The sequence below is a fragment of the Fulvivirga sedimenti genome (assembly GCF_020328055.1).
This window is the reverse complement of record NZ_JAIXNE010000010.1, coordinates 1-13,266: the sequence shown is the minus strand read 5'-3', so window position 1 is coordinate 13,266 and position 13,266 is coordinate 1. Positions and strand designations below refer to the sequence as shown.

Here is a 13,266-nt window from a genome sequence, read left to right as displayed (position 1 = left end):
GATTAAAAAAGTTGGTATTCCGGAGTTTGGAGCGTGGAATTAAGCAGGCTCGTTAACAGTGATTCAATCTCCAGGTAGTTCGTATTAGGATCTGCGGTAAGCGTTGTCCATTCAGCCTCGGTGTACTGATTTGCCGTTAGGAACGCATACAGAAAATAATTAAGCCTTTCTGCCGTCAAATGACTGGTTCCGGCAGTAAAACTGAGGTTTTGAGCCATAGGAAAAATGTACGGACATAAAGCCAGTATCAGTTGGCGGGCGTCTGTCCATTGGATGGCAAACCGCTGTGACAGAAATGAGCGCACATTAAAATAGAACATCTCATTTCCATCAAGTAATTCTCTGATAAACTGGTAACGGCGTACCAGGTAGTTGGTGGATATCCAGTTCCTGTTATATCTCGGGAATTGGTGATAAGCAGGATATCCCGCAACCTCGATGGGTTCATACAGCGTCATCCCCTGCGATTCCATTGCTTTTAACAGTTCACCTGTAGCTTCATAGAACCGGGCAGTGTCGCTTTGATAGGATGGTACACTGATCTCAAAGAATGTGAAAGTAGTGACAACCAGGTCGAGCGGTGATTTAATGATTGCTCCGAACTTGTCATCATCAACCCCGCCAATTGCCTCATAAAAATGGCTGCTGGTAAAAAGGGCTTCCAGTACCGGTTGAATTTTGAATCCACCTGCGATAAACCTGGACGCCATATCGGCAATGATATCATTGTCCAGCTCAGGAGTAATTTCGTAATGAACATAGAAACGGTAAAGTTTACGGCAGATGTGACGCGCCGTTTCTTCCTGCCCAAAGATCATGTTGATCAACTGGTCAAGTTCATCGGCCATACTCTCCGGGGTAGGGTCGCCGTTAATCATCAAAGCAGGATCTGCAGCGATAACGGCATTATTGAATCGGTTGCTGAATTGCTTCAGACCGGAATCTGATTCATGCTGGGAAGGGGAAAGGCCCCCTTTGATGATGGCAGTGGGTAACCCCGTCTCAGGATCCAGGTTCGTGAATGTCTCGTCAAAGTCATAACCTGTAAGGACATTGGCTGCCGCACGAACGTCCTGTTCAGTAAAATTATAATAGTCTCCGGGGATACCTGTTGAAGGCACATTGCCTTCCAGTCCGCGGCCAATCGTATACAATTCCAGCATTTCGCGGGCGTAGTTTTCATTCGGACTTCCCTTAACATTTTGCTGTCCATCAAGGAAAAGCATCATGGCGTTATCCAGTGATACCTTTTTAACGAGTGTTCTGAAGTCTCTTGGTCCGAGAACATCATCATTCTCATCAAATGCAAAACGGCGGAAAAGCTCATTCTGATAGTAGAGCGCCCTGCTGTTGCTCACCTTGGAATTCATGGTGGTAAAATAGGAATGAAGGAAGAAAACCAGTTTCTCCCGTACGATATCATTTATCGGCAGATTGTCTACACCCATCATTCTTCCCAGAAACCACTGGATAAAAAGCATTGACAGCCGGTCATCGCCTTCACCATCTGTTCTGGGCGTACCAATCCAGGTTGCCCCTGTATCAGGATTTACAGGGGGAGCCGGAAAAGCCGAGTTTACAAAAAGCTGAGCAGTTGCTTGTGCGGCACTCAGTCCGGCAAAAGCATCTATATCCGCTTTAGTCCCGCCAAAAGCTGCACGCCTTAACAGGTGTGCTGCGCGGTGTTGTCCTAGTGTTCCATTTAGAGGTAATAAAGGCATCGTATTTTCATTAAAAAAGAATACTACATCATTAAACCAATGGCAGAACATTCCTAACAAAAAGCAAAGAAGGATGAGTTGCGGATTTCACCGACCAAAGGTCTAATTTGTCTATATTTGGTGTGTTCATTAAAGGAAATACTATGGTAAAGCTCATTGAGTGTCCCCGTGATGCCATGCAAGGTTTGGAGTCATTTGTTCCTACTTTTCAGAAGGTTAGTTATCTGAACAGCCTCCTGAGAGTTGGATTTGACACGCTGGATTTCGGGAGTTTTGTATCACCAAAGGCCATACCCCAGATGAAGGATACCGCAGAAGTGCTGGCCCAGCTTGATCTTTCATCTACCTCTACCAAACTTCTGGCGATTATTGCAAATGTTCGAGGTGCCGAAGAGGCGGCAATGCATAATGAAATAGAATTCCTGGGTTTTCCATTTTCGATATCAGAAACATTTCAGTTACGAAATACCAATCAGCGAATCGATCAGGCATATGATACCGTGGATACCATCCTTGAAATTTGTGCAAAAAAAGAAAGGCAGCTGGTGGCCTATCTTTCCATGGGCTTTGGAAATCCGTATGGTGATCCATACTCTGAAGATATCGTGCTGGAACACATACGTGCACTTACCACGCGAGGAGTGCAAATACTTTCTCTCAGCGATACGATCGGGAATGCTTCCGATCAACTTATCTCATCAACTTTCACCCGTGTTCGGTTGGAATTCCCCGACCTGGAGCTTGGAGTTCATCTCCATGCACGTCCGCAGGATGCATATTCCCGTATTCAGTCGGCCTTCAAGGCGGGTTGCCGAAGATTTGATGGTGCACTGCGCGGGTTTGGTGGTTGTCCCATGGCCAAGGATGATCTTGTTGGTAATGTTGCCACCGAGACGATCATTGAATGTCTTCAGGATGCAGGTGTATCCCTGGCCATTGATCAGCCAGCCCTGGAATCTGCGATGAAAAAATCAGTAGATGTGTTTGGATAAAGATTCCTGCGGAAGACAATAACGGTTTCCAGGCAATGCACGTATCAACCCCTTAAATTCAAGTTGGAGAAGCGCAGTGGCGGTTTCGTATACCGTCAGGTTTGTTGCCCAGCTTAAATGATCCAGTTGCACCGGATATTTTTCCGTTTCAAGCAAAGTGAGAATCCGATTTTCCGGAACCGATAAATTTTCGATAACAATTCGAAAATGTGCTGAACTAGCCTCTTTTGTTTGCCAGTCAAGGATATACTCGATATCTGCCGCACTGGTTAGCAAATGTGCCTGATTGCGTTTGATCAGGTTGTTGCATCCTGTAGAGTAGGGAGCATTTACCGGGCCTGGTAAAGCGAAGACATCCCGGTTGTAATCATTGGCAAGACGTGCGGTGATCAGTGCACCTCCTTTTGCTGCTGCCTCCACAATTATAACGGCATCTGCAATACCCGCAATAATGCGGTTACGTGCGGGGAACAAGTGTGCTTCCGGAGCAATATCCAACGCATGTTCAGATAGCAGCCCTCCGTTATGTATCATTTTAAATGCAGTAGCACTATGGCCCGCCGGGTAAATCCTGTTCAGCCCGCCTGCCAGAATTCCTATAGTTGCTAATCCTTCACGTATCGCACATTTGTGAGCACAGATATCAATGCCATAGGCTAAGCCACTTATTATCAGAGGTTTGTGGTGAGATAAATTTAGAATCAGCTCGGAAGTGAAGTCAAGCCCGTACCTGGTGGCCCGCCGGGTCCCCACGATAGCAATGATCTTCTTCTGATTCAGATCTGCAGTTCCCCTAAAATACAGCAGGGAAGGCGCATCAGGAATTTGTCGCAGCCTGACCGGAAATGTATCGTCGGTATGGAATAATAGACGAACCTCTTCCCCGGGCAGCGCTTCTGCAATTTTCTCAGCTTTGTGACAGGCGGTATTTCGATGGGATAGAAGGGAATACGTGTAAGGACCGATTCCCGGGATTGCCGTTATTTTCTTTTTGGGGGCTGCCCATACAGCACTGGCGGATCCGCAATGCGCAATCAGTTGCCGGATGGTTACGCTTCCGATTCCGGGAATACAGTGCAGGGCCAGCTGGTCCAGCCGGTTCTGATCCATATGGTAATTGTTCGATTATCCTAACTGCTGACGGAGTTCAACCAGAAAGGAACGGACCTGCTTAAGCGAATCGATCATATCCAGATCACTTTTCACTTTTCCGCTGTCCTTTTTAAGCATTTCCTTGGCTCCTTGCAGTGTAAACCCCTTTTCCTTTACTAGATGATAAATGAGACGGACATTCTCAATATCATCCCGGGTAAATTGCCGGTTTCCTTTTCTGTTTTTCTTAGGAGCGATTATTTCAAACTCGCTCTCCCAGAAACGGATCAGGGAAGGGGCTACATCGAACATTTCTGCTACCTCACCGATGGCGAAGTACTTTTTCTCTATGGTTTTTTCTTTGTAGGGCATAGTGGTTATTCACCATGAAGATAATTAATTCTTCCAGAATCATCAATAGATACTTGAACCTCGGGGAAGTCTTTTTCTGTAAGTGAACGAATTGTGTTAATTACGCGTCCTTTTTCATCGATACTGGGTCCGCCCGCACCGGTCTGTATGGTAGGGATAATCTCGCCGAATAAAAAAGCACCATCCGGCCCGGTATAAACCTTCACAATAGGGGCAAGACCGTTCTCATCCCGCAGGTTGAAACGGGCATAGGTGCAGAAATTTCCAAGTGAATAGGCGATGAAGCGGTTTTTATATATATCTATTGCGCGGGTCACGTGCGGACCATGACCAAAGATGACATCTGCACCGGCATCGATCATTGCATGGGAAAAGGCATAGACGTCGCCGCGGTTTTCCCCATAGAACATTTCTTCCTGCCTCGGAACAGTCTGATATTTGCTTCCTTCTGCTCCACCATGAAATGAAACGATAACAATATCACTGATCGAATCTAAGTGTTGTACAATCGCTGCCGCCGCTTCGTGGTCATTGATACTCATGGTATTGCTGTTGGGGGAAAAGGCGGCAAACCCATATCGCATCCCATCGCGCATAAACGTGACATATGGTGTGTTCACCTGCCCGGCATGATAGAGTCCTAACGAATCCAAAACACGTTGTGTGTTCTTTCGGCCCGGATCCCCAAAATCACCGGCATGGTTATTCGCGGTGCTCATCACATCAAATCCGGCATCCACCAGGTTCTGGGCGAGGTATTCAGGAGACCTGAATATATAACATAGTTTGGGATCCTTGCATTTTTTTTCATCGCCCCCTTCGTTCAGGATCACTCCCTCCAGATTGCCGAAAGTAATATCAGCATCCTGCAGAATAGGGGTGACCTCCCGGAGCAGGTCTTTGCCCCTGTTGGAAGGCAGATAACTTTCATCCGGAAAATTGGTTCCCATCATAATGTCTCCGACACCAATGATCCGGACCGTATCTTTAAAGATCCTGTGAATTCCAATTTCTACGGAATCTTGTTTCAGGATAATCAGTGTATCAGCTTTAACACCAAGGGTATCAATGCGTGTAAAGGTGGAGTCAACCTTTGTAGGCTGAATGTCAGGTGTTTTGGTTGTTTGCTGCGCAGTTTTACAACCTGTTACAGTCAGGATCAGTAGAATGATAAGGTTCCGGAGGTATTTGCTCATGCCTGCAAAGATAATCCCATGGAACGGTTAATCCAGTACTTCATTGGATTGCTGTGAAATTTCGATAAGTTTCTCATACGCCTCATTACTCAGGTCACGCTGAAAGAAATTGATCGGGTTAATATGCTGACCCTTGTAGACTACCTCATAATGTAAATGGGCACTCACTGACCTGCCTGTATTTCCCACATAACCTATGATCTGGCCGCGCTTTACAGTTTCTCCCCGTTTAACATTAAACTCATTCAGGTGGGCATAGCGTGTCTCATAACCGTATCCGTGATCCACGAAAATAACATTGCCATAGCTCGACGATCGGTACATCTGTTCAATGCGGCCGTCACCAGTTGCATAGACCGGGGTGCCCTTGGACGCGGTGAAATCAATTCCTTTATGCGGCATCCAGCGTTTCAGTACCGGATTGAATCGCTTAGGCTTAAATCCACTGGCAATTCGAACAAGTTCTTTATTGTTGATAGGTTGAATGGCCGGACGTGAAGACCACATCTTCTCTTTTTCGGAAAGTATTTCCGAAATCTGGTCGTAGGATTTACTCTGAATGTACAGCCGCTTGCGCAAAACGTCCAGCTGACGATAGGTTGACAGGATCATTGGAGCTTTTTCCAGAGAGCGGTCTACCAAATCACTGTATTTGTCGTGTCCACCAGTACCACCATCACGCACCGAAGCCGGAATCGGTTCGGTATCCAGGATTACACGAAATATCTCGTCATCGGTAAATTCCAGCTCACCAACTGTGGCATGCGCTGTTTCAATTTCCTTTTTCAATATATTCCAGTCGAGGAGGAGCTGCTGATTTTCAGCTTCCAGCCTGGATTCCTTCAACGATTTGAAATTTGACTGATACACGTATATGATGCCGATTGCGATGATCGCGGTAACGCTCAGGAATCCCAGGATATTCAATATAATTTCTTTCCGGGACGCCTTGTAGCGCTCGTAGTTGCAGGTTTCAGTATTGTAGTAAAAATGAACCTTCGCCATAATGATCAATCCAATGATTGGTTTTCACGTCCCGCTACCTGTCGCAGCGTTCTGAACATATGATCATCAAGTCCCTGAATCATAAAATTCAAAGGATCTATCTGATTACCATCTTTAATAATTTCATAATGAACATGCGGGGCAATCGACCCGCCACTGTTACCGGCTTTGGCAATGGTGTCGCCGCGTTTTACCCGGTCACCCTGACCTACTTCAATTTCTCCCAGGTGAGCATACCGGGTAACATACCCGTTTCCATGATCAATTTCTATATAGTTGCCATAACCCGTTTCAAGCTTGCTGTTGGATTTTACCAGCTTCACACGGCCGTCGCCCGTTGCCAGGACATTGTCTCCGCGGTGGGTAGCAAAATCGATTCCGAAATGCATCACCCGCGCTTTGTGGAACGGATTTATTCGCATACCAAATCCCGATGCGAGTTTTTTAAGATCCTTATTTTCAACTGGTTGAATGGCAGGAAGTGAAGTTAAAATTTCACTATTGTCACGAGCCAGACGAATTACTTCTTCCATGGATCGTTTGGATGATGCTTTGCGGATCTTTTCAATCTTATCTACGGCATCTTCCACATAATCCTCATTATCCCAGCCATTTTGAAGAATTGTTTTATAGTGCTTACTGAAATTGCTTCGGGTTGTTGATGCCCCGTTTTGCAGCGGCTCTGCTTCGTAGATCTTCCTGTAAATATTGTTGTTACGCTGGTTGAGTGCATCGATTACCGATGAAACCTCGAAAAGTTCTGCCCTGAGGTTTTCATGATGTTCGCGGAGTGATTCATTCTCCCGGGTCAATGACCGTGTTTGTGGCGTTTCGTAATAGGCATTCCGGATGAGTACGACAAAGGTCGCTACGACGGCAGCGGTGGCGAGGTAACCCGCAAAATTCAGGAAAACATCCATCCATGTACGTTTCACACGTTCATAACGGCATGTCTGCGTATCGTATGTATATTTTATTCTTGCCATGAATCAGGTTCGCTAAAAACTGCTATTTTTGTGCTTTTATTGCGAATTAGTAAAAAAATATGGCTCGAACCCCGTAGGTAATTCGTGACTCCAGATCGGGAATATAGGAGTTAGTTACAAAAAATCAGGTACCCTGTAAGATATTTAAGCATTTTTGCCAATAATGGAATCCAAAATAATACGTCAGAAATTTTTAGACTTCTTTGAAGAGCGCCGACACGCCATCGTTCCGTCGGCCCCCATGGTTAATAAAGATGATCCTACTTTGATGTTCACCAATGCCGGAATGAATCAGTTCAAGGATTATTTCCTTGGAACCCGTCCGGCTCCCTATGAACGTGCCGCAGATACGCAGAAATGCTTGCGGGTTTCCGGAAAACACAATGACCTCGAGGAAGTGGGGCTTGATACCTATCACCACACAATGTTCGAAATGCTGGGTAACTGGTCATTCGGGGATTATTTCAAGAAGGAAGCCATCGCATGGGCATGGGAACTACTTACCGAAGTATACCAGTTGCCAAAGGACAGACTGTACGTAACCGTGTTTGGCGGCGATGAAGGGGATAACCTGGAGGAGGACAATGAAGCTCGTGCCTACTGGAAAGAATTCATTGATTCAGGGCGTATTCTGAATGGAAGTAAGAAAGACAACTTCTGGGAAATGGGAGATACCGGGCCATGCGGACCGTGTTCAGAAATTCATATTGACCTGCGCCCGGAAAGCGAACTAAAGAAGTTGCCAGGCAAGGAACTTGTGAACCAGGATCATCCGCTGGTTGTAGAGATATGGAACCTGGTATTTATGGAATTTAACCGGCAGGCTTCCGGTAAACTTGTTTCACTTCCTGCCCGTCATGTTGATACCGGGATGGGTTTTGAGCGACTGTGCATGGCGATTCAGGGCAAGACGTCCAACTACGATACCGACGTATTCACCCCGCTGATTGATCATATCAGCGCCCGCTCCGGTGTTTCATATGGGTCTGATAATCAGAAGGATATTGCTATGCGTGTAATATCGGATCATGTTCGCGCGATTGCTTTTGCGATTGCTGACGGGCAATTACCGTCCAACAACGGGGCTGGATATGTGATCAGACGCATTTTAAGGAGGGCTGTGAGGTACGGTTATACATTCCTGGGATTCAATGAGCCCTTTATGTATACACTGGTGCCGATTCTTACGCATCAGTTCGACGGTGTATTCCCTTCGATCGTGGAACAGAAAGACTTTATTATTCAGGTCATGAAAAAGGAGGAAGAGTCTTTTTTGCATACCCTGGAGAACGGGTTGAAGAGACTGGAGATTATCCGGGCTGATCATGCCGGGGATAAAATCATTCCGGGGGATCTTGCCTTTGAATTATACGATACATACGGTTTTCCATTCGACCTTACTTCACTGATTGCCCGTGAGAATGGCATGGCTGTGGATGAAAAGGGCTTTCAGGAAGCTATGAAAATCCAGAAGAACCGTTCCAAAGCCGATGCGGCACGGGAAACGGGCGACTGGGAAATACTCTCACCGGATACGGACGTGGAATTTGTTGGGTATGATACCACTGAAACCAAATCTCACATACTTCGTTACCGAACTCTAAAGCAAAAAGGAAAAAATATCTACCAGGTTGTGCTGGATAAAACTCCTTTTTATGCAGAGAGCGGCGGTCAGGTAGGAGATACCGGGACCTTGAAAAATGACAGGGCTGAAATTCGTGTTCTGGACACCAGGAAGGAAAATGATCTAATCGTTCATTTGGTAGATAAGCTTCCCGAAGATATGAAGGGGATTTTCAGCGCTCAGGTTGACGTAAAGCGCCGAAGCAGGATCATGGCAAACCACAGTGCCACACACCTCTTGCATGCCGCCCTGCGCGAGGTATTGGGTGCCCATGTGGAACAGCGCGGATCCCTGGTAAATGAAGATGTACTTCGGTTTGATTTTTCGCATTTTCAGAAGATGACCGATGAAGAGATTCTGAAAGTGGAACATCGGGTGAATGAGAAAGTCCGTGAAGACATACAGCGCGTTGAAAACCGGGCGGTTCCCATTGCGGAAGCCAAGGCCATGGGTGCCATGGCTCTTTTTGGTGAAAAATATGGGGATCTGGTTCGTGTGATCAGCTTCGATCCGGACTATTCAGTTGAACTTTGCGGGGGCACGCATGTGAATGCCACCGGAAACATCGGATTTTTCAAAATCGTTTCCGAATCGTCTATTTCTGCAGGCATCCGGAGAATTGAAGCCATTACCGGTGAAGTGGCAGAGCAGTTTGTTGAGGATCAGGTTCAACTTAACAAGGACATTCAGAGCCTGCTAAAGGGCGCGCAGGATATTCGACATGCCGTGGAGCAACTCGTCGAGCAGCGTAACCAGCTTGAAAAGGAAATTCAGAAATTACATCAGGATAAGGCCGGCAACCTTAAATCAAGTCTTAAGGATAAGGCGGTTGATTTGGCATCATTTAAGGTGATCATTGAAGAAGTTGAAATTCCGAATGCGGATACCCTGAAAAAGCTTGCGTTTGAGTTAAAGAATGAAGTCCCCGAGTTGGTACTGGTACTGGCAGCGGATGTGGCCGGGAAGCCGCAAATTGCTGTTATGGCGCCTGATTCTCTCATATCAGAAGGTAAGATCCATGCTGGAACGATGGTAAGGGAGCTCGCCCGGGAAATACAGGGAGGTGGTGGCGGACAGCCATTTTATGCGACCGCAGGTGGAAAGGATTTGAGTGGTCTGAAGAATGTGGTTTCAAAGGCAACCGAAATGATAAAGGAAATCCTGGGATGATATCTTCCGGGGAAAAATATACGGCAGTTATCGGTCTGGAAGTACACGCACAACTTCAGACGGAAACAAAGATATATAATTCCGACAGCACGGAATTTGGAAGTGCTCCCAATACCAATGTGAGTGTGATAACCCTCGGGCATCCGGGAACCTTGCCGGTATTGAACAGGAAAGTGGTCGAATATGCCATTCGGATGGGATTAGCATGTAAGTCTGAAATTTCACGAGTGAACATCTTTGACCGCAAGAATTATTTTTATCCGGATTTACCGAAAGGCTATCAGATCACGCAGGACAGAACACCGATTTGTGTAGGCGGACAGGTTCCGATAACACTTAAAGACGGTAAGGAGGGTCTTGTTCACCTTAACCGTATTCATATTGAAGAGGATGCGGGAAAATCAATTCACCTTTCCGGTGAGACGGATACGCTGGTTGATTTCAACAGGGCAGGTGTGCCGCTCATCGAGATTGTAACAGAACCTGATCTCAGGTCATCGGAGGAGGCATCTGCTTTTCTCACTGAAATCAGACGGCTGGTCAGGTATCTGGGAATCTGTGACGGGAATATGGAAGAGGGCTCCATGCGATGTGATGCCAATATTTCGATAATGCCCAAAGGCTCTGAAACCTACGGAAAAAAAGTCGAGGTGAAGAATATGAATTCCATCCGAAATGTGCAGCGCGCGATTGATCACGAGATAGAGCGTCAGGTAAGGATGGCTGAAAACGGGGAAACCATTATGTCGGAGACACGGACCTTTGATGCCGCAACCGGAGTAACGTCGGGAATGCGGACGAAGGAAGAATTAAATGATTACAGGTATTTTCCTGATCCTGATCTGAGTCCGCTTCATATTTCACAGGAATGGCTCAACAGGATCGCGGCAAATATGCCGGTATTGCCCCGTGAATTGTATGAGAAATACGTTGGGGAATATCAACTTCCTGCCTACGACGCGCAGGTTCTTACCGATAGCAGGGAAATTGCACTTTATTTTGAAGATGTGATTGCCCTGACACATCATTATAAAGCGGCCTCCAACTGGATTATGGGCCCGGTGAAGTCATATTTGAATGACAAGTCGATTGAAATCAATGAACTTCCCCTGAAAGCTAAAGCCCTGGCAGGGTTAATTGACCTCGTGCAGTCGGGCAAAATCAGCTTTTCAATCGCATCACAGAATCTTTTTCCCGAAATGATTAAGCGACCGGATCAGCCGGCCGAAAAACTGGCAGGGGAATTGAATCTGATCCAGAGTACCGGAGAAGATGAGATCGATGCGTTGGTAAGTGAGGTGCTTTTGGATCTGCCTGATAAGGTGAAGGCATATAAAAGCGGCCAGAAAGGATTACTTGGCATGTTTATGGGAGAAGTTATGCGGCGTGGTAAGGGCAAAGTGAATCCAAAAGTGGCGAATGAACTATTAATAAAAAAACTAGGTTAGTCCGATATGAAAAAAATGAACATTTTACTTGTGGCGGTGGCGATTCTGTATTCGTGTTCCTCCGAATCCAATTCACAGGAATCAAACGGGAGATCGATTACATTGACCGGGAGAGTGGTAAATCCCCAGCAAAACGGGCATATAATATTATCGAGGTATCTGAATCAGTCGGGTGGGACCGAAGTGCTGGATACCTTGTCGTTGAATAGTGATAAGACGTTTGAAGAACGCGTAAATGTTCCTGCTGCGGGATATTATAAACTTGATTTTTACGGAAGGCAGGTAGTTAACCTGATTCTGGATAATGACGATGTGGAAGTAAACGTCGATGGTCAGCAACCCCAGGGATATGCCGAGGTTAATGGCAGCTCTGATCATGACTTTATTCAAGGGGCACAAATGGCTGTTCAGCAATTTCAGCAATCGGCACAGGTAAGAAGTTTGAACGAGGCGTTCGTGGCTGCACAGCAGCAAAATGATTCTGAGGCGATGGATTCACTGCGTCTTCGGTATATGGAAATGGATTTTGAGTTTAAATCTCAATTATTGAAATCGGCAGATACCATGGAAACCTCGCTGGGTGTCGTTGAGATTTTGAAAAATAAGCAGTTCATCGATCCTGATCAGCACTTTGAATACATGAAGTCCTATGCTGCACGCGTGGAAAAGGACATGGGAGATTCTCCCATTGCGATGGAATTTGTCGACAATGTGAAAGCGATGGAAGTATTGTCGATCGGAGCTGTGGCACCTGAAATTTCACTTCCCAATCCGGATGGTGATATTGTTCCTTTGTCGTCATTACGCGGAAAGTATGTATTGGTTGATTTCTGGGCACAGTGGTGCCGTCCTTGCCGGATGGAGAACCCCAATGTTGTTGCAGTGTATCAGCAGTACAATGACCTGGGATTTGAAGTATATGGGGTTAGCCTTGATAGGACCCGTGAAAAGTGGCTCCAGGCCATTGAAGAAGACGGACTGCACTGGACCCAGGTTTCTGATCTCAAGTTCTGGAACAGTGAGGCCGCTCGTACATATGGTATTACAGCCATTCCGTTTTCGATTCTCCTTGATCCTGAGGGGCGAATTATCGGCAAAAACCTTCGTGGAGCAGCGTTGAGGCAAAAGCTGGCGGAGATTTTTGATAATAAGGGGTAATCAAATCTACACATTTGGCGTACCTGCGGCACGCCTTTCCTGATAACCATCACATTCTTTATGCGACCCCCGCTTTGCAGGGGTCGTTCTTTATTTTACCCACGAGCTCACATATTTGACCCACGCTCACGCATGTGTCATTGCAGAAATCCTGGGATAATTCAAAAATGCAGGGACTTCTTCTGCTTCTTATTTCCCGGCATGTTTTTCCAAACAGGTGCGTTAATGACAAACGACCCCTGTGCAACAGAGGTCGTATACGCAAGATATGGAATAGTTCAGCAGACCGCCCCCGGCGTAGCGGGGGTCGCATATGTGAGCAAATGATCGTAAGTCAGAACGACCCCTGTGCAACGGGGGTCGTATACGCAAGATATGGAATAGTTCAGCAGACCAACCCCTGTGCAACGGGGGTCGCATATGTGAGCAAATGATGGTTAGTCAGAATGACCCCTGTGCAACAGGGGTCGCATACGTAAGATATGGAATAGTTCAGCAGACC

The 13,266-nt window shown here is 46.4% G+C and carries 10 protein-coding genes; 4 read left to right on the top strand and 6 right to left on the bottom strand.

The features are described 5' to 3' along the window. Window positions 1–2 precede the first annotated feature (2 nt). Window positions 3–1,721, bottom strand: a complete 1,719-nt coding sequence (locus tag LDX50_RS30025; RefSeq protein WP_225700007.1) for a DUF1800 domain-containing protein — start codon at window positions 1,719–1,721, stop codon at window positions 3–5. A gap of 143 nt (window positions 1,722–1,864) precedes the next feature. Here LDX50_RS30025 and LDX50_RS30020 point away from each other — a divergent pair, with 143 nt between their 5' ends. Continuing rightward, on the top strand, window positions 1,865–2,713 hold the full coding sequence (locus LDX50_RS30020) for a beta/alpha barrel domain-containing protein (protein ID WP_225700006.1): 849 nt from the start codon (window positions 1,865–1,867) through the stop codon (window positions 2,711–2,713). Here the strand turns inward: LDX50_RS30020 and dprA are convergent. From dprA to LDX50_RS29995, 5 genes are read right to left on the bottom strand one after another with little or no spacing between them, the layout of a single operon-like run. Next, entirely contained in the window at window positions 2,693–3,823 is a 1,131-nt protein-coding gene (gene dprA, locus LDX50_RS30015; protein WP_225700005.1) for a DNA-processing protein DprA, read from the bottom strand. The two genes, LDX50_RS30020 and dprA, sit on opposite strands and share 21 nt — an antisense overlap. A gap of 15 nt (window positions 3,824–3,838) precedes the next feature. Continuing rightward, entirely contained in the window at window positions 3,839–4,177 is a 339-nt protein-coding gene (locus tag LDX50_RS30010; protein ID WP_225700004.1) for a MerR family transcriptional regulator, read from the bottom strand. A 5-nt stretch (window positions 4,178–4,182) separates the two neighbouring features. After that, window positions 4,183–5,373, bottom strand: a complete 1,191-nt coding sequence (locus LDX50_RS30005; RefSeq protein ID WP_225700003.1) for a CapA family protein — start codon at window positions 5,371–5,373, stop codon at window positions 4,183–4,185. A gap of 27 nt (window positions 5,374–5,400) precedes the next feature. Further along, window positions 5,401–6,378, bottom strand: a complete 978-nt coding sequence (locus LDX50_RS30000; RefSeq protein ID WP_225700002.1) for a M23 family metallopeptidase — start codon at window positions 6,376–6,378, stop codon at window positions 5,401–5,403. Window positions 6,379–6,383: 5 nt separating this feature from the next. Next, window positions 6,384–7,364: a M23 family metallopeptidase gene (locus tag LDX50_RS29995; RefSeq protein ID WP_225700001.1), complete on the bottom strand. Its 981-nt coding sequence runs from the start codon at window positions 7,362–7,364 to the stop codon at window positions 6,384–6,386. Between the two features lie 163 nt (window positions 7,365–7,527). On the opposite strand from LDX50_RS29995, the gene alaS reads away from it, so the two are divergent. Genes alaS through LDX50_RS29980 form a run of 3 tightly spaced genes read left to right on the top strand, consistent with a single transcriptional unit; the run spans window position 7,528 to window position 12,764 of the window. Next, the gene (gene alaS / locus LDX50_RS29990; protein ID WP_225700000.1) at window positions 7,528–10,158 is read left to right on the top strand and encodes an alanine--tRNA ligase; all 2,631 of its coding nucleotides are present in this window, start codon (window positions 7,528–7,530) and stop codon (window positions 10,156–10,158) included. Beyond that, the gene (gene gatB / locus LDX50_RS29985) at window positions 10,155–11,606 is read left to right on the top strand and encodes an Asp-tRNA(Asn)/Glu-tRNA(Gln) amidotransferase subunit GatB (RefSeq protein WP_225699999.1); all 1,452 of its coding nucleotides are present in this window, start codon (window positions 10,155–10,157) and stop codon (window positions 11,604–11,606) included. Before alaS ends, gatB begins: the two co-directional genes overlap by 4 nt. Window positions 11,607–11,612: 6 nt before the next feature. After that, window positions 11,613–12,764 carry a peroxiredoxin family protein gene (locus LDX50_RS29980; protein ID WP_225699998.1) on the top strand — a complete coding sequence of 384 codons (1,152 nt, stop codon included), beginning with the start codon at window positions 11,613–11,615 and terminating at the stop codon, window positions 12,762–12,764. Window positions 12,765–13,266 lie beyond the last annotated feature (502 nt).